The sequence below is a fragment of the Streptomyces sp. NPDC037410 genome (assembly GCF_055602235.1).
The window spans coordinates 324,483-347,722 of the sequence record NZ_JBVJWR010000004.1; the positions used below are offsets into that span (position 1 = coordinate 324,483).

A 23,240-nucleotide genomic window follows, 5' to 3' on the forward strand; every position below is an offset into this window, starting at 1 on the left:
GTGACCCAGACACAGTCCCCCGAGACGAGCCGCAGCCCCGAGTTCCGCCTGGTGCAGGTGGCGCTCGGCGGGCTGCGCCAGGAACTCTTCCACGACGCCTTCGCCTACCGGCCGCTCCCGCGCATGGACGTGAACAGCGGCCCGACACGGTTCCTGCCGGGGCGGATACGGGTGTACGCCGGTCTGCTGCCGCACGCGGTCGTCGCCTTCGCGGCGTTCATCGTCTTCGTCGTCGGAATGGAGCGCTACAGCGGCGCCATCGGCCCCATCGGGCTCGTCACCTCCCTCGCGCCGGCCGTGATCGTGCTGCTGACCCTGGTCCGGCCGGTCCTCGCCTTCTGGGCCTCGCTCGGCACGACGCCGTTCATCGGGTACATCGCCGGCTTCATCACCGGCTGGCCCTGGGCGGCCAACTCGTTCGCCGCACATCTCACAGTCCTCGCCGTGGTCGCCGCCCGCAGCCGGCCCCGTACCGCCGTGTGGATGTGGATCGGGACGGCGGGTTACGCGGTCTTCGCCGAGACGTTCCTCGGGATGGGCAGCGGCAGCGACGCCCTCCCGATGCTGTTCGTCGCCGCGCTCGTCCTCCTCACCGTCACCGTCTTCCAGGTCCGCCGCCAGGCGACCCGCGAGGTCACCGCCCAGCAGACCGTCACCGCGCAGGAGCGCTCGAAGCGGACCCTCCTGGAAGAGCGGACGACCATCGCGCGGGAACTGCACGACGTCGTCGCCCACCACATGTCGGTGGTCGCGATCCAGGCGGAGGCCGCGCCCTACCGGGTGGAGAACCCGCCGCCGGAGCTGGAGCAGGCCTTCCTCACGATCCGCGAGAACGCCGTCGCCGCGCTGACCGAGCTGCGCCGCATCCTCGGGGTCGTCCGCGCCGAGGACTACGAGGCGCCCGACGCCCCACAGCCGACCCTCGCCGATCTGGACGCGCTCGTCGGCAACGTCCGCGAGGCCGGGCTCGACGTGGAGAAGACGGTGACCGGCGCGGTGCGCGAGCTGCCCCAGGGCGTGGAGCTCTCCGCGTACCGGATCGTCCAGGAGGCCCTGTCGAACGTGCTCCGGCACGCGCCGGGCGCGGCGGCGAAGGTCGAGGTCAGCTACGTCCTCGGGGGTCTCGGCCTGCGGGTCGCCAACGGCCCGGCGCGCGGTCTCGTGAAGCCCTCCCCGGGCGCCGGGCACGGCATCACCGGTATGCGGGAGCGTGTGACGATGCTGGGCGGGGAGATGACCGCCGAGGCCACCGACGACGGTGGATACGAGGTGACGGCCTTCGTCCCCGTGAGCCGTGAGGACATCCGTGAGGAGGCCGGACAGTGATCCGCGTACTGATCGTCGACGACCAGATGATGGTCCGCGAGGGCTTCTCCGTGCTGCTCGGCGCGATGCCGGACATCGAGGTCGTCGGCGAGGCCGTCAACGGCCGGGAGGCGATCGCCCAGGTCGCCGCCCTCCGCCCCGACGTGGTCCTCATGGACATCCGGATGCCCGAGCTGAACGGCATCGAGGCCACCCGGGAGATCGTCGCCGCCGACGCGGACGCGAAGGTGCTGGTCCTGACCACCTTCGACCTCGACGAGTACGTGTACCAGGCGCTGCGCGCCGGGGCCTCGGGCTTCCTCCTCAAGGACGCCTCGGCCCGGCAGCTCGCGGACGGCGTCCGGGTGGTCGCGGCCGGCGAGGCGCTGCTCGCGCCGACCGTCACCAAGCGGCTGATCACCGAGTTCGCGAAGGCGCCGAGCGCCACGCGCCCGCCCGCGATGGCGCAGATCGGGGAGCTGACCGAGCGGGAGACGGAGGTCCTCGTCCTCATCGCGCAGGGCCTGTCGAACGCCGAGATCGCCGACCACCTCGTCGTCGCCGAGTCGACGATCAAGACCCACGTCAGCCGGATCCTGGTGAAACTGGGCCTGCGCGACCGCACCCAGGCGGCGGTCTTCGCCTACGAGGCGGGCCTGGTGCGGGTCGGCGGCTGAGGCGGCCGGGGCGGCCGGGGTGGCCGGGGTGGCCGGGGCGGCCAAGGTCGCTGGGGCGGCTGGGGCGGCTGGGGCGGCTGGGGTGCCGGTTCGGGGGCGTTGTCCGGGGGCCGGGGGTAGCGTCCGTCCATGGACGCTGTTGACGCTGTGTACGACCCCTGGTCGCCGGAGTTCGTCGCCGATCCCTATCCCGCCTACGCCCAGCTGCGCGCCGCCGGCCGCGCGCACTGGCACGGCCCCACCCGCCAGTGGCTGATCCCGCACTACGAGGACGTGTCGGCGCTGCTCCGTGACCGGCGCCTCGGCCGCACGTACACCCACCGCTTCACGCACGAGGAGTTCGGGCGGACGGCTCCGGACGCCGCGTACGAGCCGTTCCACACGCTCAACGACCACGGGCTGCTCGACCTGGAGGCGGCCGACCACACCCGGATCCGGCGGCTCGTCTCGAAGGCGTTCACGTCGAGGACGGTGGAGGACCTGGCGCCGACCGTACGGCGCCTGGCCGCCGACTTCGTCGGGGGACTGGTCGCGGACGGCGGCGGCGACCTCCTGGCACGGGTCGCCGGGCCCCTGCCCGTCGCGGTGATCGCCGAGATGCTCGGCATCCCCGCGGAGGACGAGGAGCGGGGGCGGCTGCGGCCCTGGTCGGCGGCGATCTGCGGGATGTTCGAGCTGAATCCCTCGGAGGAGACGGCGCGGCGGGCGGTCGCGGCCTCGGTCGAGTTCTCGGACTATCTGCGGGAGCTGATCGCGCGGCGGCGGAAGAGTCCGGGTGAAGACCTGATCTCCTCCCTGGTCGCGGTGGAGGAGCTGACGGAACAGGAGATGATCTCCACCTGCGTCCTGCTCCTGAACGCGGGCCACGAGGCCACCGTGAACACCACGGTCAACGGCTGGTGGACGCTGCTGCGGGAGGGCGTCCGTCCGGATCCCGAAAAGTTGTCCACAGCTGTGGAAGAACTTCTGCGCTACGACACCCCGCTCCAGATGTTCGAGCGCTGGGTCCTCGACGACATCGAGCTCGGCGGCGTCACCCTCCCGCGCGGCTCCGAGGTCGCCCTCCTCTTCGGCTCCGCCAACCGCGACCCCGCCCGCTTCGGCCCCACCGCCGACGTCCTCGACCTCGAACGGGCCGACAACCCGCACATCACCTTCGGCGCCGGCATCCACTACTGCCTCGGCGCCCCGCTCGCCCGCCTCGAACTGCACGCCGTCTTCCGCGAGCTGCTGCGGCAGGCGCCGGGTCTGAGGCTCGCGGCGGAACCGGTGTGGAAGCCCGGGTACGTCATCCGGGGCTTCGAGGAGCTGCTCGTCGAGGTGTGAGGTCATGACGCCTCCGCCAGGACCTGGCGGAGGCGGGCCGCGTACGCCTCCGGGTGGCTGGTGTTGCCGTTGTGCCCGCCGGGGAACTCCACCAGCTCCTCGCCGACGAGCTCGGCCAGGGAGACCGCGCACAGGTAGTCGAAGACGGTGCGCGGGGTGGTCCGGCCGGTGGCGGGGACGATGCGCGTGCCGGCGCGCGCCGCCGAGGCGGGGTCCGGTGCGGTGGCGTCCAGTGCGGCGGGGTCCAGCGTGTCGTGGACGATCGCGGTGAAGTCGTGGCGGATGAAGTGGTCGAAGTTGGCGACGCGCAGGGCGTTCATCGGCTGGGGGGTCAGGCCCGGCTCGGCGTCGGTGCCGGCCGGGTCTATGCCCAGGGTCCGGGCGATCTCCGGCAACGTGACGGAGAGGCCTTCCCGGCCGTACAGCTCCTGGAGGGCGGTGAGCTCCCGCTCGTGGTGGGCGCGCTCCCGCGCGGGCAGCAGGCGCGGGGCGACGGGCTCGTGGGCGACGAGCGTGCGGATCAGTCCCGGGTGGCGCACGACGGTGTGCAGCCCGACGGCGGCTCCCATGCTGCAGCCGAGCATCAGGGCGGGCGTGTCGGTGAGGGCGGTGAGCAGGCGGTGGACGTCGTCGGCGTGCTCGACCAGCGTCGCCCCCCGCTCCGGGGCGTCGAGCCGGCTGCGCGAGAGGCCGCGACGGTCGTAGGTGATCACGCGGTAGGAGTCGGTGAGCCGGCGGACGAGGTCGGTGCTCCGGTCGGCGTCGCCCTCGCCGCTCTGCGAGATCAGCAGCGTCGGGCCGGTGCCCTGGACCTGGTAGTGCAGGACCGCCCCGGGAACGTCGAGCGTGCCGGCGGTCGCGGTCGCGGTCGCGGTTGCGTTCGTGGTCGTCGTGGTCATGGTGCTCCCCCTTCGTGTGCGGCGGGCGTCGCGCCCTCCGTCTTCCTTCCCTAGACGTTATTCCATCCAACTCGATACATCAACATCGATACATCAAGATGGATGAATCGAATCGGATGTAGTTTGAGGGGGTGAATGGAGCCGAACTGTTCCTGCTGGGCCGTGTCCTGATGAAGCTCGGTGAGGAGTCGCTGCCCGAGCCCCCCGGCGGCGAGGGCCGGTACGCCGGCAGCGCGCGCCTCGTGCTGATCGTCGCCGGCGACATCGCCGCCCACCCCGACAGCGCCGTCGGCGAGATCGCCGCGCGGACCGGGCTGCCGCAGAGTCAGGTGTCCACGGCCGTGGCCCGGTTGAAGGAGGCCGGTTCGGTGGTGGCCGTGCCGGACCCCGCCGACCGGCGCCGGGTGCTCGTGCGCCCGGCCGCGGAGGCGTCCGCGCGCGTGGCGGAGGTGCGGGCCACCCGGATCGAAGGCGCGCTCGCCGCGGCCCTGGGATCCGACGACCCGCAGCGCCTCCGTGAGGTCACGGAGGCGCTGGAGGTGCTGGCCCGCACGCTCATGCCCGCGTCGCGCGCCTGAGCCGTACCTCGCGGGCCTGAGCCGTACCCCGCGCGCCTGAGCCGTCCGGCGCGGGGCCGTACAAGGGCTCTCAGCTCAGCACGTCCCGCCGCCGCAGCCCCGCAAGCCCCGCCGCCGTCAGGGCCGCCGCCAGGGCCGTCAGGGCGAGGACCGGGGTCCAGGCGATGTCCGGGCCCGGCAGCTTCGGCAGGTGGCCGAAGGGGGAGACGTCCAGGACGGCCTGCGGCAGGCCGAGCGCCGGGCCGATCCAGCCGAGGGCCAGGCAGAGGCCGGCCACGCCCCACGCGGCGGTCGCGGCCTTCGGGACGGCGCCCCAGAGCAGGACCGTGAGCCCGGCGAGCGTCCACACGGCAGGGAGCTGGACGAGCGCGGCGCCCAGGACCGGGCCGAGCCCGTGCCCGTACGAGAGGGCGAGGCCGAGACCGGCGAGGACCAGGATCAGGGCCGCGCCGGCGAAGGCGATGACCAGGTGACCGGCGGCCCAGCGGAGCCTTCCGAGGGCGCCCGCGAGGAGCGGTTCGGCCCGGCCGGAGGTCTCCTCGCCGTGCGGCCGCAGCACGGACCCGACCGCGTACAGCGCGGCCAGCATCCCGAACAGGGAGACCATGGTGGCGAGGAAGGCGTCGGTCAGCGCGCTCTGGCCGCCCATCCGCTCGAAGATCTCCCGGGCCCGTTCGTTGTCGCCGACGATGTCCGCCGCGCCCTCGACCATCCCGCCGAAGACGAGCCCGCCGAGCAGGAAGCCGAGCGACCAGCCGAGGAGCGTGCCGCGCTGGAGCCGCCAGGCGAGCGCCCCGGCCGTCGCGAGCCGCCCCCGGGCCGGGCCGGGCCGGGTCGCGAGGAAGCTCGCGCCGACGTCCCGGCGGGCGGTGAGTCCGTACGCGAGCAATGCCTGCACGACGACCGCTCCGACGATCAGGAGCAGCACCCACCAGCGCTCGCCGGCGAAGGCGCGGACGTGTTCGGCCCAGCCGATCGGGGAGACCCAGGTCAGGACCGAGTCCCCTCCCGCCGTACCCGCGTCACCCGCCGCGCGCAGGGCGAAGGCCAGGCCCAGGACGGCCGCCGTCAGGCCCTTCGCGAGCCGGGCGCTCTCCGTGACCTGGGCGGCCAGCGCGGCCGTGGTCGCGAAGACCATGCCGGTGCCGCCGATCGCCAGACCGAGCGCGAGCGCCCCGGCCGCGCCCTGTCCGGCGAGGCCGGCGGTGACGACGAGGGCGATGGCGGCATTCATCACGAGCGCGGCGAGGAGTGCCGCCGTGAGCGGGGCCCGGCGGCCCACCGCCCCGGCGGACAGCATCTCCTGGCGGCCCGTCTCCTCCTCCTCGCGGGTGTGCCGGACGACCACGATCAGGCTCGCGACGGCGGCGAGGACCGCGCCGAAGGTGCCGAAGCGCCAGGCGACGAGCCCGCCGAGGGAGTCGCCGAAGACGGGTCCGTACATCGCGCGCATCGAGCTGTTGGCGGCCATGGAGGCGGCGACCTCGGCCCGCTCGGCGGCCGTGCCGTACAGCCCCTCCAGGGAGCCGGCGCCGCTCGCGACCATGCCTCCGGTGACGAGCGCCCACACGGGGAGCATCAGCCGGTCGCGGCGCAGCGCGAGCCGGGTGAGGACGCCGGTGCCGGTCATCGTCATCGGGAGGCCGCCTCGTCCGTGTAGTGCCGGAGGAAGAGCTCCTCCAGGGTGGGCGGGGTGGAGGTCAGGGAGCGGACGCCGGACGTGGTCAGGGAGCGGAGGACGGCGTCGAGCTTGTCGGTGTCCACCTGGAACGTCACGCGGCTTCCCTGCGCGTCGAAGCCGTGGACGCCGGGCAGGTGGGCGAGGCCGTTGGGCGGTCCGGCGAGTTCGGCGGTGACGCTGGTACGGGTCAGGTGGCGCAGCTCCGCGAGCGAACCCGACTCCACCGTCCGGCCCTTGCGGACGATGCTGACCCGGTCGCAGAGCGCCTCGACCTCGCTGAGGATGTGGGAGGACAACAGCACCGTCCGGCCCTGCCGGCGGGCCTCCTCCACACAGCTCTGGAAGACCTCCTCCATCAGCGGGTCGAGGCCGCTGGTCGGCTCGTCGAGGACGAGCAGGTCGACGTCGGCGGCGAAGGCGGCGACCAGGGCGACCTTCTGCCGGTTGCCCTTGGAGTAGGTGCGGCCCTTCTTGGTCGGGTCGAGCTCGAAGCGCTCGATCAGCTCGGCGCGCCGGGCCCTGTCGAGTCCCCCGTTCCCGCGGAGCCGTCCGTACAGGTCGATGACCTCGCCGCCGGACAGGTTGCGCCAGAGCGTCACGTCGCCGGGGACGTACGCGATCCGGCGGTGCAGCTCGACGGCGTCCCGCCAGGGGTCGCCGCCGAGCAGCTGGGCGGCGCCGGAGTCGGGCCGCAGCAGGCCCAGGAGGACCCGGATGGTGGTCGACTTGCCGGCGCCGTTGGGGCCGAGGAAACCGTGGACCTCGCCGGTCTCGACGGTGAGGTCGAGGCCGTCGAGGGCGTGGGTGCGCCCGAAGGACTTGTGGAGTCCGACGACGCTGATTGCCTTCGTCATGCTTCAGAACGTACGCTCATTTCACAAACTTGTGAAGTTAAGGAAGCGCATGAATCCGCGCTTAGAGTGGGGAACATGACGACGCCCAAGGAAACGACCGGGGAAGAGGCGGTCTCCCGCTTCGTCGAGCGCTTCGCCGCCGAGATGACCGCCGCCGGCATGCAGCGCATGGCGAGCCGCGTCTTCGCCGCGCTCCTCGCCTCCGAGACGGCCTCCATGACCTCGGCCGAGCTGGCCGAGCAGCTGCGGATCAGCCCGGCCGCCGTCTCCGGCGCGATCCGCTACCTCGCCCAGGTCAGCATGGTCAGCCGCGAGCGCGACCCCGGCACCCGCCGCGAGCGGTACGTCCTCCACAACGAGCTCTGGTACGAGACCTTCACCCGCCGCGACCAGACCCTCACCCGCTGGGAGAAGGTCCTCGACGAGGGCGCCGCGACCCTCGGGACGGACAGCGCGGCGGGCCGCCGCGTCGCGGAGACGGCCGAGTTCTTCGCCTTCCTGCACGGCGAGATGGCCGGGATCATGGACCGCTGGCGCGCCCACAAGGAGGCGAGTGCCCCCTAGGTCTCCAGCGGCGGGGCGAGCCGGTCCAGGAACGCGGCGAACTCCGGCCGCCCGTCGTCCCGCACGTACGGTCCCGCCGGCCACAGGGGCCGTCCCCCGATCCACGGCACCACGAACGGCGTACGGCCGTCGGAGGTGAAGTCCTGCCAGCCGTGGAGGCGGATGGAGCCCACCGGCAGGGCCGGAAGCCCGCGGCGCGGCTCCTTCCGCGGGCCGGGCGGGATCAGCGGGAGCACCCCGTCGGGCCGGGCGTGCAGGCCGCCGTACCCCGGGAACGTCACCAGGACGGGCGCGCCGCCGTGGGGGTCGTACAGCAGGACGTACCGGCAGAGGCGGGGCGGGTAGGCGGTCGCGGCCCGGGCCATCACCCGTACGGCGGGCAGGCCGGTGGTCAGCAGCCGGTAGCAGGAGTGCACGAGCGCGCCGAGGGCCAGCACGCCGACGGCGCCCAGCTTCAGGGCGTCCTCCTTCGGCGGGCCGGTCAGCGCGAGGGCGCCGATGACGGCGCAGAAGACGAGCGCGACCAGCACCCGCGTCACCCCGGCGACGTCCCGCAGGCTCCGCACCCGCCACCACGGCACCACGCTCACGTCCGCCTCGGGGCGGGGCGCCTTGGCCTGGGGTACGGCCTGCCGCCGAGCGTGCGAGGCGAGCACGGCGTAGGTCGGCAGGTCGAGCCGTACGGGACGGGGGCCCAGGGGGACACCGTCCGCGGTGACGGGCGCCGGGCCTTGGAGGGGCGCCGGGCCGTGGGTGGGTGCTGGGCCTTGGAGGGGCGCCGGGTCGTGGACGGGCGTCGGGCCGTGGGTGGGCGTCGGTTCGTGGACGGTTCCCGGGTCGTGGGTGGGTGCTGGGCCTTGGAGGGGCGTCGGTTCGTGGACGGGTGCCGGGGCGTGGGTGGGTGCCGGACCGTGGACGGGCGTCGGGCCGTGGGTGGGCGCCGGACCCTGGACGGGCCCCGGGTCTTGGACGGGCCCCGGGTCGTGGACGGGCCCCGGGGCCTGGACGGGTGCCGGTTCGTGGACGAGCCCCGGGTCCTGGTCCGGAGCCAGGCCTTGCGCGGGTACCGGGGTCCGGGCCGGCTCCGCCGCCGGCTCCTGCGGCTGCCTCGGCGCCGCCCGCCGCATCAGCCCCGCCGCCTCCGCCTGCGCGACGATCCGCCGCCGTACGCGCTCGCCGCGCAGCGGCTTCGCCCAGATCAGCGCCCCGCCGCCGGGCGGCGTGACGACCCCGCCCACGCGCGGGTCGCCGCACCACCACAGCACGCCGTCAGGCCCGGGCCGCACCAGCTCGTACCGCTGCCGCGTCGCGATCACCGTCAGCGGCCACGCCTCGGTGCCGTCCGGGGTGCGCAGGACGAGGGTCGTCGCGTGCCCGCTGCGGACGGCCGCCACGGCGGGGTGCGCCGACCAGACGCCCGCCCCGAGGGTCCGCCGCATCCGCCAGGCGTTGAAGCGTGAGCCGATGCCGAAGCCCAACGCGAGGATCCCGGGCACGAGGAGCCAGGAGGCCGCGTCGGAGGCCCATGTGTCCGCGACCAGCACCCCGGCGCCGGCGGCGAGTACGAGCGTCACGACTCCCGCGACGATCAGCCCGCCGGCTCTTCGCCGGTACCGCTCCAGCTCCGCCGCCGTCGCGTCGACGTCCAGCGCAGACGCCTTCGCAGACGTCACCGCCGACGCCGCCGCCGACGTCATCCCACCCGTCATCGCACGTCCCCCACCCGAACCCCGCCCACCTGGTCAATGTCCCTTGACCCTAGGCGGCATCCAGGGGCAGCGTCAGCCCCCAGGCCCCCGCCCGTACCGTCCACGTCCGCCGTCGCACCGGCCCCGCGAGGCGCCCGTCGGCGCGGTAGCGGAAGTCGGGGCCCGAGACGGTGAGGCTGCGGGCGCTCGTGTGCCGTACCGGGGCCGCGAGCGGGCGGACGGTCACCTCGGCCGCACCGCCCGCCGAGCGGACCGACAGGCCCTCCAGGAGCGTGTCGACGTCGGCGAGGAGCACCCCGTCGGCCTCGACGCGCAGCCGGGTCGCGGCCGCGGGCGCAGGGCGGACCAGCGTACGGACGAGGGAGCGGCAGGTCCCCCAGACGGACGGCGCGGCGGAGACCGCGACGGGCGCGCCCGGCACCAGGAGGTCGCCGAGGACGACGCCGTCGCTGTCGTCGACGAGCAGGTCGAGGCGGCGCACGGCACCGTGCAGGACCGCGCGCGCCGCCGCCGGCGTGGAGCCCGGCACGCCGAGCGCGTGGGCCACTTCCAGGGCGTCCGGGGGGCCGATGGGGACGAGCGAGAGGGCCCCCTCGGCGAGCTCCCGCTCGCGGTGCAGCAGGGCCACCGTGCGCAGCAGCGCGCGGTCGTCGCCGAGGACGACGGGGCGCCGGGAGCCGCGCCGGGCCAGGGCCCGGGAGAATTCCTCGGGACCGTCCGGCAGGCAGATCTTCGCTTCCGCGCCCGCGGACAGGACATCCTTCGCGATCCGTACGGACTCGCCGTCACTTCGGCGGGCGACCGGGTCGACGATGACCAGCAGCTGGTCGTGATCCGACACCTCGGTCCTTCCTCGGGTAGCATCTTTGTGCAAGAGCCCCTTGCGCTATTGCGCCAGGGGCTTCGTCTATTCCGGGGCACACCGGTGAGGCGGCGTACGCCCCCTGACCTTGGACATGCCCCGCCCGGAAGGGGTGTACGCCTGTGCCCGCACTTGTGCTGCTCGGTGCTCAGTGGGGTGACGAGGGCAAGGGAAAGGCCACCGACCTCCTCGGTGGATCCGTGGACTACGTGGTGCGTTACCAGGGCGGCAACAATGCCGGCCACACGGTCGTCGTCGGCGACCAGAAGTACGCGCTGCATCTCCTCCCTTCCGGAATCCTCTCCCCGGGGTGCACCCCGGTGATCGGAAACGGCGTCGTCGTCGACCCGGCGGTCCTGCTCTCCGAGCTGAGCGGACTGAACGAGCGCGGCGTCGACACGTCGAAGCTCCTGATCAGCGGCAACGCCCACCTGATCACCCCGTACAACGTCACCCTCGACAAGGTGACGGAACGGTTCCTCGGCAAGCGCAAGATCGGCACCACGGGCCGCGGCATCGGCCCGACCTACGCCGACAAGATCAACCGCGTCGGCATCCGGGTCCAGGACCTGTACGACGAGTCGATCCTCACCCAGAAGGTCGAGGCGGCGCTCGAGGGCAAGAACCAGCTGCTCGCGAAGCTGTACAACCGCCGCGCCATCGACGTGGCGCAGATCGTCGAGGAGATGCTCCAGTACGCGGAGCAGATCAAGCCGTTCGTCGCGGACACCACCCTGATCCTGAACAAGGCGCTCGACGAGGACAAGGTCGTCCTGTTCGAGGGCGGCCAGGGCACCCTGCTCGACGTCGACCACGGCACGTACCCCTTCGTCACCTCCTCGAACCCGACCGCGGGCGGCGCCTGCACGGGCGCGGGCGTGGGTCCGACGAAGATCAGCCGCGTCATCGGCATCCTCAAGGCGTACACGACCCGCGTCGGCGCCGGCCCGTTCCCGACGGAGCTGTTCGACGAGGACGGCGAGGCGCTGCGCCGCATCGGTGGCGAGCGCGGTGTCACCACCGGCCGTGACCGCCGCTGCGGCTGGTTCGACGCGGTCATCGCCCGCTACGCGACCCGCGTGAACGGCCTGACGGACTTCTTCCTCACCAAGCTCGACGTGCTGACGGGCTGGGAGCAGATCCCGGTCTGCGTCGCGTACGAGATCGACGGCAAGCGCGTCGAGGAGCTGCCCTACTCGCAGACCGACTTCCACCACGCGAAGCCGATCTACGAGATGCTCCCCGGCTGGTCCGAGGACATCACCAAGGCCAAGACCTTCGCGGACCTCCCGAAGAACGCCCAGGCCTACGTGAAGGCCCTGGAGGAGATGTCGGGCGCCCCGATCTCCGCGATCGGCGTCGGCCCCGGCCGCACGGAGACGATCGAGATCAACTCCTTCCTGTAGGCCTGTAGGCCTGTAGGACGGCGTACGAAAGGGCCCGCACCCCGGTTCACCGGGGCGCGGGCCCTTTCGCGTGTCCGTCAGCCGTCCAGCTTCGTGTCCCGCCCCACCTTGTCCCAGGTGGTCAGGTCCGTGCGGACCTGGTCCAGGTGGGCGTGGATCGCGTCGAGGGAGTCGTCGCCGAGGGCGAGGCGGAGGGGGGTCTCGTCGGCGGCGAGGGCCGTGAGGACGGCGGCCGCGGCCTTCGCCGGGTCGCCGGCCTGGGTGCCGGCGCCGGTCTCGACGTAGGCGCGGGTGGCGCCGACCGTGCCGGTGTAGTCGGCGACGGTGTCGGCGCTGAAGCTCTTGCCGCCGCCGAAGAGGCTCGTGCGGAAGGCGCCGGGCTCGACGATCAGGACCTTGATGCCGAGCGGGCCGACCTCGGCGGCGAGCGCCTCGGACATGCCCTCCAGGGCGAACTTCGTCGCGCTGTAGGCGCCGAAGCCGGCCATCGACATCTGGCCGCCGACACTGCTGAGCTGCACGATCGCACCGGAGCGGCGGGCCCGCATGTGGGGCAGGACGGCGCGGGTGAGGGCGGCGGGGCCGAAGACGTGGACGTCGAAGAGGGAGCGCAGGTCCTCGTCGGAGGTCTCCTCGACCGAGCCGACGTGCGTGCGGCCCGCGTTGTTGACGAGGACGTCGACGCGGCCGTGGCGCTCGACGAGCGCGGTGACGACCCGGTCGACGGCGGCCGTGTCGGTGACGTCAAGGGCGACCGGGTCGACCTGGTCGGGGTGGGCGGCGACCAGGTCGTCCAGGGTCTCGGTGCGTCGGGCCGCGGCGACGACGACGTCGCCCGCGGCGATCGCGGCCTCGGCGAAGGCGCGCCCGAAGCCGCTGTTCGCGCCGGTGATCAGCCAGACCTTGCTCATGTTCGTGTTCCCCCTGCTGTCGCAGTCTCTCGCTGTCCTGTCCCAACAAGCTTGGGACGGCGTGGCGTTGTCCGTCCAAGATCCAGCGTGATAGCCCATGGTTATGGACGTGCACGGGCGGGATCTTCGGTACTTCCTCGCGGTCGCCGAGGAGCTCCACTTCACGCGGGCCGCCGAGCGGCTCTACGTCTCGCAGCCCGCGCTCAGCAAGCAGGTCCGCGCCCTGGAGCGGCAGCTCGGCGCGCCCCTCTTCGACCGGGACCGGCAGGGCGTCGCCCTCACCCCCGTCGGTACGGCCCTGCTGCCGCACGCGCGGGCCGTGCTCGCCGCCTGGGAGGACGGCGAGGCGGCGGTGCGCCGGGCAAGGGCGACCGCCGACGGCACCCTGGTCGTCGGGATGAGCACCAGCCCCGGCCGCGGCGGGCTGCTGCCCGCGATCCGGTCCCGGTTCACCGAGGCGCACCCGGAGGCCCGGCTCCGGCTGCGCCAGGTGGGCTGGGAGGACCCGACGGCCGGGCTCGTGGACGGCACCAGCGATGTGGCCTTCGTGTGGCTGCCGCTCACCGGGGCGGACCGTTTCCGCTGGGTCGTCGTCGCCGTCGAGCCCCGGCTCGTCGCCCTCCCCGAGGCCCATCCGCTGGCCGCCCGGAACAGCCTCGACTTCTCCGAACTCCTCGACGAGCCCTTCCTCGCCCTCCCCGCCACCGGTCCCGAACTCCGCGACCACTGGCTGGCCGTGGCCGCCCGGGGCGGCCGCCCACCGGTCGTCGGCGCCGAGATCGCCAGCGCCGACGAGACGTACGAGGCGCTGGTCGACGGCCTCGGCATCTGCCTGGTCGCCGCCGGGAACGCGCCGCTCCTCACCCGCGGCGGCGTCGTCACCCGCCCCGTCCGCGGCGTCACCCCGAGCCGCTTCGCCCTCGCCTGGCGCGCGGCCGACCCCCGCCCCCTGGTCCACGACTACGCCCGCGCGGTGTCCGAAGTCGTCTCCCGCGAGGCCTGAACTCCCCTTGTGGGGCGGATGGTTCGGCTGCGTAATGAGGGGCACGTCACAGCGGATCCATCTCGGGGGGACGCATGGGAACGAACGAAACACCGCCGCCGAGGCCGACACGGCCGCCGAATGCGGCGTCGCCGCCGAGGCCGTGGCAGGAGCCGGAGCGGGCGCTCGCCGCCCCGGCGGCCTCGGCCGCCGTGCCGCCCCGGCAGGGTCTCGTCATCAGCAAGCGGCTGCTCTGGGTGCACGGAGGCGCCTATCCGCTGGAGAACATCGTCCGCGTCTACACCTTCGTGCTCCGGCCCCGGCGCGGGGAGGCGTTCATCCGCTTCCTGAAGCGGGGCGGGATGGCGCTCGCCCTCCTCCTGCTCCTGATCTACGCCGCGGAGTCGTCGCCGAGCTCGTTCGGATGGAGCAGCAGCGGCACCGGCGGCCTCCTGGGGTTCGTCCCGGTCCTGATCCTGGCCATGCTGATCTACTTCTTCGCCGACATGGTCTCCGTGGTCTTCGCCCGGTCCCACAACGCCCTCGCCATCGAGACGAACGGACGCTCCACGGCCCTGGTGACCGGGGAGCCCGACTATCTGAACCGGCTCGTCCGCCAGATCGCCGAGGCGATCGACCAGCCGGACGCCGAGTTCCAGGCGTCGGTGGGGACGCTGATGATCTCCAACTACGGCAACTACTTCTTCGGGGACGCCGTGAACATGTACGGCGGCAGCGGCAACACGGGGGTGGCGAGGTGAGGGGCGGGGGCGGTCAGGACCGGTAGTACTCGTTCGGTTCGCCGTCGAGCATCGGGTAGATGAGGAGCCGGTCCTTGCCCTTCAGCTTGTCGACCACCATGAAGCGGGAGAGGCCCTCCTGGCATTCGCGGTCCCAGGCGGTCGTGTCCCGCTGGCTGGGGCCGAGGACCAGCAGGTCGCCGGCGCCTCCGAGGACGGCCGTGGTGCCGCAGGACCAGTCCTCGGAGGTGTTGACGCCGTCGATGGTGCGGGGGTAGCCGTCGATGACGCTGATCACGGGTGCGCCGACCGGGCCCTGGGTGATCGTCACCTCCGAGGTGAAGCGGCCGTCGTCGGCGCCGTACATCTCCGGCGCGGGGATGCGCGACCAGTGGCCGAGGAAGCGGGCCGGGACGACCGCCGGGCCGCTCCGGGCCTTGCGGAGGGTGGTCTTCACGGTGCCCGAGGTCCACTCCAGGACCTCGGGGGAGCGCAGGGTGAGGGTCTGGCGGGCCGCGGGCGTGCAGCCCGTGGCGGGGACGCTCGTGGTCACGGCGGACTCGCCGTAGACGACCTTGTCCTCGTCGGCCGAGACGAGCCGCGAGCGGCCCATGCACAGCCGGTTCTCGGCGACCTGGACGTAGATGCCGCTCTTGGAGCCCGCGGCGCCCTGGGTGATCTCGATCCGGGTGGTCTCCCGGGGGGACTCGGGCGAGCCCTGGAGGACGCCTTCCCAGGCGCCGAGGAAGGCGGCGGGGACGATCCCGTGGGGACGGCCGCCCGTACCCTTCCCGCCGCCGCTTTCGCCCTTGGGCCAGTACGCGTACGCGACGGTGGCCGCCGCCGCGACGGCGAGGCCCGTGACGGCGGCGAGGAGTGCGGTACGGCCCCGGCGCGGGCGCGCGGCGGGCGCGGAAGGCTCGGTGTCGGCGGCCCTGGAAGGACCCGTCCCCGAAGGCCCCGTCCCCGAAGGCCCCGTCCCCGAAGCCCCGGTGTCGGCGGTCCGTGCGGGAGCCTTTCCGGCGAGCCCCGCCCCCTCCGCCTCGAGCAGCTGCGCCGCATGCCGCCCCAGCCGGGCCAGTACGTCCGCCGGGAGCCACGGATCCGCGACCGGGAGGGTCTCGACGATCTCGGTCGCCGTGGGACGGGCGGCCGGGTCCTTGGCGAGGCAGGCCCGGATGAGTCCGGCGAGCTCGGCCGGAAGGTCCGTCAGGTCGGGCTCGTCGTGGGCGATGCGGAACATCGTGGCGTGGACGCCGCTGTCCGCCGTACCGAAGGGAGCGCGGCCGGTCGCGGCGTACACGAGCACGGAACCGAGGCAGAAGACGTCCGACGCGGGGCCGACGTCGTCGCCGCGGACCTGCTCGGGCGACATGTACCCGGGGGAGCCGACGACCGCACCGGTGGTGGTCAGGTTGCCGCCGTCGGCGACGGTGTCGACGGCGCGGGCGATGCCGAAGTCGATGATCCGGGGCCCGTCGACGGTGAGGAGCACGTTGGACGGCTTGAGGTCGCGGTGGACGAGTCCGGCGGCGTGGATGTGGTCGAGGGAGCGGGCGAGCCCGGAGGCCAGGGCCCGTACGGTCGCGGGCGGCAGCGGCCCGAACTCGTCGCCGACGACGGTACGCAGCGAGGGCCCGGGTACGTATCCGATGGCGACCCACGGCGAGTCCGCGGTGGTGTCGGAGCCGAGGACGGGTGCGGTGCCGGTGCCGCCGACCCGTTCGAGCGCGGCGACCTCGCGGGCGAACCGGCGCCGGAACTCGTCCTGGGCGGCCAGCTCCGCGTGCACGACCTTGACCGCGACGGTCCGCCCGCCGGCCGAGCGCGCGAGGAACACCCGGCCCATGCCGCCGACCCCGAGGCGGCCGATCAGACGGAACGGCCCGACGCTGACCGGATCTTGCGGGTTCAATGGCTCCACGTCGCCAGAGCATGCCAGACGGCCACGTCAGCCGTCTGCGCAGACCTTCAGCCCCTTCGGCGTCGCGCAGGGCAGGTGCCCGTGCGCGCTGATGACGTCCTGGCCGCGCCCCGACCTGAGGTAGGTGAGGAAGCTGGAGGTCAGGGAGTCGGCCGCCGGCAGGCCCCAGGTGTAGGCGTACTCGATCTCCCGGTACGGATAGCTGGAGCCGCCGAGCTCCTCCGCGACGGGCCGCCGCCCGTCGACGGCCACCCGGTGCAGGCCCTTGCGCCCTTCGGTGGCGCGGAGTTCGGAATAGCCGAGGGCGCCGGGGAGCTTGGCGACGGTGCCGAGGACCTGTTCGGTGGAGTCGAGTTCGCAGCGGACGACCTTCGACTCGGGGTCGTCGGAGGTCCGGCAGTCCTGGGAGGAGTTGGCGGGTTCGTTGCGGTCGAGGACCCGGCGCTGGAAGACCTGCCGGGTGCCGGAGTTGGCGTCGCGGCTGACGAGGAGGACCGGCTGGTCGACGCCGGGGACGAGCTGCCCCCAGTTGCGGATCTCGCCCCGGTAGATGCCGCGGACCTCGTCGAGGGTGAGGTCGTCGAGGGGGATCCCGTCGTTCACGACGAGGGTGAAGAGGGAGACGGCGATCATGTTCTCCCGCAGTTCGGGGAAGCCGCCGGGCTTGCGCCCGTCGGAGAGGGCGATGAGCGCGCCCTTGTCCTTCCCGGCCTGGGCGAGCTCCCGGATCCCGGCGGTGGAGCCGTGCACGTCCACGGTCACCGTGGAGCCCTCGCAGTCCTCCTCGTACTGCTTGGCCGCCGCCCGCAGCGCGGGGGCGAAGGCGGTGGAGCCGGTGACGGTGAGGGTGCCCCGGGCGCAGCCGATGGGCGGCGGGGTCTGCTCGCGGACGATGATCGCGGCCAGGACCATGACGCAGGCGGTGAGGACGACGGTGACGTTCCGCGCGGTGGGGCTGAACCTGGCGGGTTTCTCGTCCGGCGTGGTGCTGCGGTTGCGCCGGATGGTGCCGCCGTGGAGGCTTCCGTCGATCTTGATGTCGCGGTCGGCGACGCCGCCGGACAGCTGGACGAGCAGCTTGTAGTACTGCCCGCGTTCGAGGGCCACCTTGGGGACGAGGACGGCGTTCGCGTTCCGGCCGAGCTTGGGGGTGCGCTCCAGGTCGTCCCGTACGGACTCCCAGCCGGCCGGGATGGTGGCGACGACGCCCTGGACGGTCCGCTCGCCGAAGGTGATCTTCAGGCCGTGGGGTTCGGTGGCAGCGCCGTAGTCGTCGGAGCTGATGTCGAGCTCGCGGTCGTTCTCGATGCGGAGGAGGACGAGCGTGGATCCGTTCTCGGGCGGGGTGATGCCGACGACCTGGCCCTCCCGCACGGTCATGACCTCGCTGTCCTGGTTCTCCTCGCGGTGCAGCGGGGTGTTCAGCTGCACGCGGTAGCCGAGCCGCTTGCGCTGCGGCGAGAACCGGTCGATCCAGACGACGGCGAAGGTGACCAGGACACCGATGAGGGCCGTCCCCACGGCGATGAGGTTCTCGGGCGTTATCCACTGCATGGCCGGGACGGTACGGACGCCTGTGCGAGGGCGGGGGCGGCGTAGCGGGCGGCCACCTGGACTTCGCCCTTCGTTCAGAGACCTCCGCCCGGGTGGACCGACAGAGGTTGCCGGGGGTGTTCGCGCGTGGGTGTAATGGCCACGAGGGGGCCTTCGGTGTGAGGAGAACCCCATGCGCCACATGCGTGTCGTCGAAGTGACCGAATACGGAGGACCCGAGGTCCTCAGGATGGCGCGCCGCCCCAGGCCGGAGGCCGGGGCCGTCCCGGGCAAGGTACGGGTGGCCCTGAAGGCGGCCGGAGTGAACCAGGCCGACCTGCGGATCCGCGCCGGCCGGTACGCCGACGCGGTCGGCGACCTCACGCCCCCGTTCGTCCTGGGGACGGACTTCGCGGGCAGACTGCTCGACCCCGCGGAGGGGATGGCGGCCGACACCCGGGTGGCCGGCTTCGTGCCCTGGTTCGAGATGTTGACGGGCGACGGCACGTACGCGGAGATCATCTGGGCCGACCCGGAGTGGCTGGCCCCGATCCCGGACGACGTGGACTTCACGGTGGCCGCGTCCCTGCCGCTGGCTTCGGGCACCGCGCAGCAGGGCCTCGAACAGCTCGACCTGCCGGAGGGCGCGACCCTCCTCGTGACCGGCGCGAGCGCGGTGGTGGGCCGCCTCGCGGTCCAGTACGCCCATGCCGCCGGCGTCCGGGTCGTGGCCGTCGCCCACGAGGGTGACGAGCCCGAACTGCGGGTCCTCGGCGCGGACCACGTCGTCGCCCGCGGCCTCCCCGAGGACGTGGTCGCGAAGGTCCGCGCGGCCGAGCCGGACGGCGTGGACGCGGTCTTCGACGGGGCGCTCGTCGGCGCCGAGCTGCTCCGCGTGGTCAAGGACGGCGGCGTGTTCGCCGCGCTCGCCCCCGACCGGGTGCCGGTCGCCGAGCGGGACATCCGCGTCGTGACCGTACGGGCCGTGCCGGACGCCACCCGCCTGGCGGAGAGCCTGCAGAAGGTGGCCGACCGGGAGCTGATCACCCGGGTGGCGGACGTCATGCCCCTGGAGGAGGTCGCGGAGGCGCACCGCCGGGCGGAGGCGGGACACCGGCCGGGCCGGATCATCCTGATGATCTGAGCGAGTGAACTGGGTCACAGGGGCGAGAAAAGGGCTGGACCTCAACTTTGGTTGAGGAAACAGGATCTCTCTCACCAGCCCCTGCGACTCAGGAGACGATCCCCATGGCCACGCTGCTCCACATCGACACGTCCTTCAGCGGCGAGAACTCCCACTCCCGCGCCGTCACCGCCGCCTTCCGCGCGGCCTGGGAGGCGGAGCACCCCGACGGGACGGTGATCTACCGCGACCTCGCGGCGGAACCGATCCCGCACCTGGAGGCGGCCGCCTACTACGCCGACAGCGACGCGCCCGCGTTCGACCTGCGCAGGCAGCTGATCGAGGAGGCCGAGCAGGCGGACGTGATCCTGCTCGGCGCGCCGATGTACAACTACACGATCCCGTCCACGCTGAAGGCCTGGCTCGACCACGTCTTCCTCGTGGGCCGCACCTCGATCACCGAGAACCCCTCGCTCGCCGGCAAGCGGGCCGTCGTCGTCGCCAGCCGGGGCGGCTCCTATCGCGAGGGCACGCCGATGCACGGCAACGACTACGTCGAGAGCTACCTGCGGCTGACCCTCGGCGAGGTCTTCGGCCTGGACGTCACCTTCATCGTCCCGGAACTGACCCTGGCGCCGCACGTCCCGACGATGGCCGGGCTCGTCCCGCTGTACGAGGCCTCCGCCGCCGAGTCGCGCGCGACGGCGGAGTCCCTCGCGAAGGAACTGGCGGTTCAGCTGGCCGCGTAGCCGAGGAAGGCACTCCAGGAGGACGGCTCCACGGTGAGGGTGGGGCCGTCGGGGACCTTGGAGTCGCGGAGGTGGACGGCGGTGCCTTCGGGCCGGTGGTGGTGGGCGACCTCGACGCAGTTGCCACCGCTGCTGTCGCTGTAGCTGGACTTGAACCAGTGCAGGGTCTCGCTCATCTCCGTACTCCCGCCAACTCCTCGATGACGCCCAGCGACCTGCGCGGATCCAGGGCCTGTGCCCGGATCTTCGCATACTGCTGCAGGTGCCCACTGACCTTCGCCCGGTCAGTGATCAGCAGGCTTTCCCTCTGGATCTCCAGGTAGGTCACGCGGTCATGGGCCGGGGTCTCGATGATGTTCAGATCACCACGATCGCCCGAGTACTCACCCCCCAACCCCGCATCAAGCGGCAGCACCTGCAGGTTCACGTTCCTCCTCCGCGCGCACTCCGCCAAGTACACCAACTGCTCGCGCATGACCTCCTCGTCACCGATCACTCGCCTCAGCACCGACTCGTCGAGGATCAGCTCGATCTGGCACACCGGCTTCCGGTCGAAAAGCGCCTTCCGTGACATGCGAGCGATGACGAGCTCCTCGACCCGCTCCGGGGTCGGCTCCGGGTGGCCGCCCGCGATCAACGCCCGTGCGTACGCCTCCGTTTGGAACAAGCCATGAACGACATGGGTTGCGTACAGCCACAGCGCCACCGCCTTCTGCTCGATCGGCGCGTACCCACGGAACTGCTCCGGAAGCTTCTCCAGGCGTACGAGTTCTCGCATCTCCTCGAAGATGCCCGTGCCGCCGCCCAGGACGCGTTCGAGCTGGACCAGCATGTCGTCGCTCACCGGGTGGATGAGCCGTTCCATCGCGCTGATCGCCGCGCCCGTAAAGCCCATCTGAGTGCCCTCGTACTCCTGTGTCCAGCCCTTCTTCTGGCGCAATCGCTTCGCCACGGCGGCCGCCATACGGGCCGCAGGGCCGACCGTTTCCTTGTTTTCCGCTCGTGCCATTCATGCTCCCCATTCGGACTCAACCGATCTCAACCGGTCTCAACTGCTCCCCGCCGAATTCGACTGCATGCGGGGCGCGTTGACGCAGGTCAAGGGGTTGCCGACGCGCCCGCTTCAGTCGTGGAAAACGCTAGCGCCGACGCGGGAACATGGTCTCGTGAATGCAGAGAATCGGGAAGTGAAGGTGGATTGGATTCCTGTTTCCGGATTCCAACTCCGTAAGGCGGGCGTACAATTCGACGCCGTTCGTGTGGACGGTGACGAAGGGCGGCGACTCGCCGACTGGATGGAGGCGCTGACCGGGGGAGACCCGGGGCCCGTCGTCATCGAGGCGAACGGCCGGCGGGGGGTGTATTTCCTCGTCCCGCCCGGCACCACGGCGCACAGGTCCTGGCCGCGCGGGGTGACCCGCTTCAACGCGGGTCCGGCGCACGTCAGTTACGTCCCGGTCCCGGCCCTCACCGGCCGCACCTGGCCGCTGGCCTGGCGGTTCCCGCCCACGTGCCCCGGCCGTTTCGTCCATCCGCTGCTGCTGCGGAGCGCGGTGTCGGAGCTGCTCGCTGGCTAGGCTGGTGGGGGACCCCCGGGACACGGGCGGCGGCCGAGTGAGCCGGCGCTGGGAGTACGACCCGGATGAGGAGTACGTCGTCGGCGGCGTGCCGCCCGCCTTAGTCGTCGAGGTGGAGAAACGGGCCGACGAGCTGGTGCGGGCTGCCGAGGCCTTCTACCTGGACGGCTCTGCGTTCCAGGGCGAGGGCCCGAAGGGGAACGACGCGTTCGTTCCCGGAGGCATGTTCAGCTGCCTCGTCCTGCCCCGGCACGAGTGCGTCTGTCTCCGGCAGCTCACTTACTGGTGAGCGGTCCGCAGGGCGTCCCGGGTGGATGGAGGCCGCTCAAGGGCACGGGGCACCGGCCGGACCGGCAACGTGTCGGGTCCGTCGCGGTCTCGGTGGACAAGATGGCCATGGCCCGTCCCACCTGCGGTTCCTTACCCTCGACCGCATGACCCCTCATGTCATCGAACCCGATCCCCAGGCCGGGGCCGCCGTCAAGGCCGCCGACCGCGCGCACGTGTTCCACTCCTGGTCCGCCCAGGGCCTGATCGACCCGCTCGCCGTGGCCGGCGCGGAGGGTTCGTACTTCTGGGACTACGACGGCAACCGCTACCTCGACTTCACCAGCGGCCTCGTCTACACGAACATCGGCTACCAGCACCCGAAGGTCGTCGCCGCGATCCAGGAGCAGGCCGCGAAGCTCACCACCTTCGCGCCCGCCTTCGCGATCGACGTGCGCTCCGAGGCCGCGCGCCTGATCGCCGAGCGCACCCCGGGCGACCTGGACAAGATCTTCTTCACCAACGGCGGCGCCGAGGCCGTCGAGAACGCCGTCCGCATGGCCCGGCTGCACACCGGCCGTACGAAGGTGCTCTCCGCCTACCGCTCGTACCACGGCGCCACGTCCACCGCGATCAACCTGACCGGCGACCCGCGCCGCTGGCCCTCCGACACGGCCTCCGCGGGCGTCGTGCACTTCTGGGCGCCGTTCCTCTACCGCTCGCCCTTCTACTCCGCCACCGAGGCGGAGGAGTGCCAGCGCGCCCTGCAGCACCTTGAGGACACCATCGCCTTCGAGGGCCCGGCGACGATCGCCGCGATCATCCTGGAGACCGTGCCCGGCACCGCCGGCATCATGACCCCGCCGCCCGGCTACCTGGCCGGCGTCCGCGAGATCTGCGACAAGTACGGCATCGTCTTCGTCCTGGACGAGGTCATGGCCGGCTTCGGCCGCACCGGCAAGTGGTTCGCCGCCGAGCACTTCGACGTCGTGCCCGACCTGATGACCTTCGCCAAGGGCGTGAACTCCGGCTACGTGCCGCTCGGCGGTGTCGCCATCAACGCCGAGATCGCCGCCACCTTCGACAAGCGCCCCTACCCCGGCGGCCTGACCTACTCCGGTCACCCGCTGGCCTGCGCCGCCGCCGTCGCCACCATCAACGTGATGGCCGACGAGAAGGTCGTCGAGAACGCCGCCCACATCGGCGAGACCGTCCTCGGCCCCGGCCTGCGCGAGCTCGCCGAGCGCCACCCGTCGGTCGGCGAGGTCCGCGGCATGGGCGTCTTCTGGGCGCTCGAACTCGTGAAGAACCGCGAGACCCGCGAGCCGCTCGTCCCGTACAACGCCGCCGGCGAGGCCGCCGCGCCGACGGCCGCCTTCGGCGCCGCGGCGAAGAAGAACGGCCTGTGGCCCTTCATCAACATGAACCGCACCCACGCCGTTCCCGCCTGCAACGTCTCCGAGGCCGAGGCCAAGGAGGGCCTGGCGGCCCTCGACGCGGCCCTCTCGGTCGCCGACGAGCACACCGCCTAGCCGCGGTACCGGGAGGTTCCCTCCGTCTGGATTAGGGTGTC

Annotated in this window: 23 protein-coding genes; 13 read left to right on the plus strand and 10 right to left on the minus strand. The window is 72.6% G+C overall.

Annotation, left to right across the window (positions count from 1 at the left end; translation table 11 throughout):
* From ACZ7HT_RS09150 to ACZ7HT_RS09160, 3 genes are all read left to right on the plus strand, one after another.
* Positions 1-1,326, plus strand: coding sequence for a sensor histidine kinase (locus ACZ7HT_RS09150; protein WP_471161905.1), 1,326 nt, complete (start codon positions 1-3; stop codon positions 1,324-1,326).
* Complete coding sequence (locus ACZ7HT_RS09155; RefSeq protein ID WP_352027152.1) at positions 1,323-1,982, plus strand: response regulator transcription factor; 660 nt, start codon at positions 1,323-1,325, stop codon at positions 1,980-1,982. Before ACZ7HT_RS09150 ends, ACZ7HT_RS09155 begins: the two co-directional genes overlap by 4 nt.
* 129 nt (positions 1,983-2,111) lie before the next feature.
* Positions 2,112-3,308: a cytochrome P450 gene (locus ACZ7HT_RS09160; protein ID WP_471161909.1), complete on the plus strand. Its 1,197-nt coding sequence runs from the start codon at positions 2,112-2,114 to the stop codon at positions 3,306-3,308.
* 2 nt (positions 3,309-3,310) lie between these two features.
* Here ACZ7HT_RS09160 and ACZ7HT_RS09165 read toward each other — a convergent pair whose 3' ends face one another.
* On the minus strand, positions 3,311-4,207 hold the full coding sequence (locus ACZ7HT_RS09165) for an alpha/beta fold hydrolase (protein ID WP_471161912.1): 897 nt from the start codon (positions 4,205-4,207) through the stop codon (positions 3,311-3,313).
* Between the two features lie 170 nt (positions 4,208-4,377).
* Between ACZ7HT_RS09165 and ACZ7HT_RS09170 the strand changes: the two genes are divergently transcribed.
* Positions 4,378-4,785, plus strand: a complete 408-nt coding sequence (locus ACZ7HT_RS09170) for a MarR family winged helix-turn-helix transcriptional regulator (protein ID WP_471162191.1) — start codon at positions 4,378-4,380, stop codon at positions 4,783-4,785.
* 70 nt (positions 4,786-4,855) lie between these two features.
* Here ACZ7HT_RS09170 and ACZ7HT_RS09175 read toward each other — a convergent pair whose 3' ends face one another.
* The gene (locus tag ACZ7HT_RS09175; protein WP_471161915.1) at positions 4,856-6,421 is read right to left on the minus strand and encodes an ABC transporter permease; all 1,566 of its coding nucleotides are present in this window, start codon (positions 6,419-6,421) and stop codon (positions 4,856-4,858) included.
* Positions 6,418-7,320 (minus strand): ABC transporter ATP-binding protein, encoded by a 903-nt coding sequence (locus ACZ7HT_RS09180; RefSeq protein ID WP_471161918.1) that lies wholly within the window; start codon positions 7,318-7,320, stop codon positions 6,418-6,420. The genes ACZ7HT_RS09175 and ACZ7HT_RS09180 overlap by 4 nt, the downstream gene beginning before the upstream one ends.
* 75 nt (positions 7,321-7,395) lie before the next feature.
* Here ACZ7HT_RS09180 and ACZ7HT_RS09185 point away from each other — a divergent pair, with 75 nt between their 5' ends.
* Entirely contained in the window at positions 7,396-7,884 is a 489-nt protein-coding gene (locus ACZ7HT_RS09185; RefSeq protein WP_471161921.1) for a GbsR/MarR family transcriptional regulator, read from the plus strand.
* Here the strand turns inward: ACZ7HT_RS09185 and ACZ7HT_RS09190 are convergent.
* Both ACZ7HT_RS09190 and ACZ7HT_RS09195 read right to left on the minus strand, forming a co-directional pair.
* On the minus strand, positions 7,881-9,557 hold the full coding sequence (locus ACZ7HT_RS09190) for a hypothetical protein (RefSeq protein WP_471161924.1): 1,677 nt from the start codon (positions 9,555-9,557) through the stop codon (positions 7,881-7,883). The two genes, ACZ7HT_RS09185 and ACZ7HT_RS09190, sit on opposite strands and share 4 nt — an antisense overlap.
* Positions 9,558-9,642: 85 nt before the next feature.
* Positions 9,643-10,434, minus strand: coding sequence for a diacylglycerol kinase family protein (locus ACZ7HT_RS09195; protein ID WP_471161927.1), 792 nt, complete (start codon positions 10,432-10,434; stop codon positions 9,643-9,645).
* A 143-nt stretch (positions 10,435-10,577) separates the two neighbouring features.
* On the opposite strand from ACZ7HT_RS09195, the gene ACZ7HT_RS09200 reads away from it, so the two are divergent.
* Positions 10,578-11,861, plus strand: coding sequence for an adenylosuccinate synthase (locus ACZ7HT_RS09200; protein WP_471161930.1), 1,284 nt, complete (start codon positions 10,578-10,580; stop codon positions 11,859-11,861).
* A gap of 77 nt (positions 11,862-11,938) precedes the next feature.
* On the opposite strand, the gene ACZ7HT_RS09205 is transcribed toward ACZ7HT_RS09200, so the two are convergent.
* A complete protein-coding gene (locus ACZ7HT_RS09205) occupies positions 11,939-12,772 on the minus strand; it encodes an oxidoreductase (RefSeq protein WP_471161933.1) in 834 nt (277 codons plus the stop codon).
* A gap of 97 nt (positions 12,773-12,869) precedes the next feature.
* On the opposite strand from ACZ7HT_RS09205, the gene ACZ7HT_RS09210 reads away from it, so the two are divergent.
* On the plus strand, positions 12,870-13,775 hold the full coding sequence (locus tag ACZ7HT_RS09210; protein WP_471161936.1) for a LysR family transcriptional regulator: 906 nt from the start codon (positions 12,870-12,872) through the stop codon (positions 13,773-13,775).
* 74 nt (positions 13,776-13,849) lie between these two features.
* Complete coding sequence (locus ACZ7HT_RS09215; RefSeq protein WP_471161939.1) at positions 13,850-14,515, plus strand: DUF6232 family protein; 666 nt, start codon at positions 13,850-13,852, stop codon at positions 14,513-14,515.
* Positions 14,516-14,528: 13 nt separating this feature from the next.
* Here ACZ7HT_RS09215 and ACZ7HT_RS09220 read toward each other — a convergent pair whose 3' ends face one another.
* On the minus strand, positions 14,529-16,418 hold the full coding sequence (locus ACZ7HT_RS09220; RefSeq protein WP_471161942.1) for a serine/threonine-protein kinase: 1,890 nt from the start codon (positions 16,416-16,418) through the stop codon (positions 14,529-14,531).
* A gap of 27 nt (positions 16,419-16,445) precedes the next feature.
* On the minus strand, positions 16,446-17,972 hold the full coding sequence (locus ACZ7HT_RS09225) for a substrate-binding domain-containing protein (RefSeq protein WP_471161944.1): 1,527 nt from the start codon (positions 17,970-17,972) through the stop codon (positions 16,446-16,448).
* A 172-nt stretch (positions 17,973-18,144) separates the two neighbouring features.
* Here ACZ7HT_RS09225 and ACZ7HT_RS09230 point away from each other — a divergent pair, with 172 nt between their 5' ends.
* Both ACZ7HT_RS09230 and ACZ7HT_RS09235 read left to right on the plus strand, forming a co-directional pair.
* Positions 18,145-19,095, plus strand: coding sequence for an NADP-dependent oxidoreductase (locus ACZ7HT_RS09230; protein WP_471161946.1), 951 nt, complete (start codon positions 18,145-18,147; stop codon positions 19,093-19,095).
* Between the two features lie 104 nt (positions 19,096-19,199).
* On the plus strand, positions 19,200-19,823 hold the full coding sequence (locus ACZ7HT_RS09235) for an FMN-dependent NADH-azoreductase (RefSeq protein ID WP_471161949.1): 624 nt from the start codon (positions 19,200-19,202) through the stop codon (positions 19,821-19,823).
* On the opposite strand, the gene ACZ7HT_RS09240 is transcribed toward ACZ7HT_RS09235, so the two are convergent.
* Positions 19,808-19,999, minus strand: coding sequence for a DUF397 domain-containing protein (locus ACZ7HT_RS09240; protein WP_471161951.1), 192 nt, complete (start codon positions 19,997-19,999; stop codon positions 19,808-19,810). The genes ACZ7HT_RS09235 and ACZ7HT_RS09240 overlap by 16 nt on opposite strands.
* Complete coding sequence (locus ACZ7HT_RS09245) at positions 19,996-20,832, minus strand: helix-turn-helix domain-containing protein (protein ID WP_471161954.1); 837 nt, start codon at positions 20,830-20,832, stop codon at positions 19,996-19,998. Before ACZ7HT_RS09245 ends, ACZ7HT_RS09240 begins: the two co-directional genes overlap by 4 nt.
* Before the next feature lie 157 nt (positions 20,833-20,989).
* Between ACZ7HT_RS09245 and ACZ7HT_RS09250 the strand changes: the two genes are divergently transcribed.
* The 3 genes from ACZ7HT_RS09250 (at position 20,990) to ACZ7HT_RS09260 (ending at position 23,199) form a co-directional block, all read left to right on the plus strand.
* Positions 20,990-21,400, plus strand: coding sequence for a hypothetical protein (locus tag ACZ7HT_RS09250; protein ID WP_471161956.1), 411 nt, complete (start codon positions 20,990-20,992; stop codon positions 21,398-21,400).
* Between the two features lie 4 nt (positions 21,401-21,404).
* Positions 21,405-21,689 carry a hypothetical protein gene (locus tag ACZ7HT_RS09255; RefSeq protein ID WP_471161959.1) on the plus strand — a complete coding sequence of 95 codons (285 nt, stop codon included), beginning with the start codon at positions 21,405-21,407 and terminating at the stop codon, positions 21,687-21,689.
* 145 nt (positions 21,690-21,834) lie between these two features.
* On the plus strand, positions 21,835-23,199 hold the full coding sequence (locus tag ACZ7HT_RS09260; RefSeq protein ID WP_471161962.1) for an aminotransferase class III-fold pyridoxal phosphate-dependent enzyme: 1,365 nt from the start codon (positions 21,835-21,837) through the stop codon (positions 23,197-23,199).
* Positions 23,200-23,240: the final 41 nt, after the last annotated feature.

Bases quoted from the DNA above. Each gene is read 5' to 3' on its own strand.
- ACZ7HT_RS09225 (WP_471161944.1), bottom strand. From the start codon at position 17,972: ATGCAGTGGATAACGCCCGAGAACCTCATCGCCGTGGGGACGGCCCTC.
- ACZ7HT_RS09170 (WP_471162191.1), top strand. From the start codon at position 4,378: ATGAAGCTCGGTGAGGAGTCGCTGCCCGAGCCCCCCGGCGGCGAGGGC.
- ACZ7HT_RS09165 (WP_471161912.1), bottom strand. From the start codon at position 4,207: ATGACCACGACGACCACGAACGCAACCGCGACCGCGACCGCGACCGCC.
- ACZ7HT_RS09160 (WP_471161909.1), top strand. From the start codon at position 2,112: ATGGACGCTGTTGACGCTGTGTACGACCCCTGGTCGCCGGAGTTCGTC.
- ACZ7HT_RS09205 (WP_471161933.1), bottom strand. From the start codon at position 12,772: ATGAGCAAGGTCTGGCTGATCACCGGCGCGAACAGCGGCTTCGGGCGC.
- ACZ7HT_RS09240 (WP_471161951.1), bottom strand. From the start codon at position 19,999: ATGAGCGAGACCCTGCACTGGTTCAAGTCCAGCTACAGCGACAGCAGC.
- ACZ7HT_RS09185 (WP_471161921.1), top strand. From the start codon at position 7,396: ATGACGACGCCCAAGGAAACGACCGGGGAAGAGGCGGTCTCCCGCTTC.
- ACZ7HT_RS09235 (WP_471161949.1), top strand. From the start codon at position 19,200: ATGGCCACGCTGCTCCACATCGACACGTCCTTCAGCGGCGAGAACTCC.
- ACZ7HT_RS09245 (WP_471161954.1), bottom strand. From the start codon at position 20,832: ATGGCACGAGCGGAAAACAAGGAAACGGTCGGCCCTGCGGCCCGTATG.
- ACZ7HT_RS09180 (WP_471161918.1), bottom strand. From the start codon at position 7,320: ATGACGAAGGCAATCAGCGTCGTCGGACTCCACAAGTCCTTCGGGCGC.
- ACZ7HT_RS09260 (WP_471161962.1), top strand. From the start codon at position 21,835: ATGACCCCTCATGTCATCGAACCCGATCCCCAGGCCGGGGCCGCCGTC.
- ACZ7HT_RS09215 (WP_471161939.1), top strand. From the start codon at position 13,850: ATGGGAACGAACGAAACACCGCCGCCGAGGCCGACACGGCCGCCGAAT.
- ACZ7HT_RS09230 (WP_471161946.1), top strand. From the start codon at position 18,145: ATGCGCCACATGCGTGTCGTCGAAGTGACCGAATACGGAGGACCCGAG.
- ACZ7HT_RS09210 (WP_471161936.1), top strand. From the start codon at position 12,870: ATGGTTATGGACGTGCACGGGCGGGATCTTCGGTACTTCCTCGCGGTC.
- ACZ7HT_RS09175 (WP_471161915.1), bottom strand. From the start codon at position 6,421: ATGACGATGACCGGCACCGGCGTCCTCACCCGGCTCGCGCTGCGCCGC.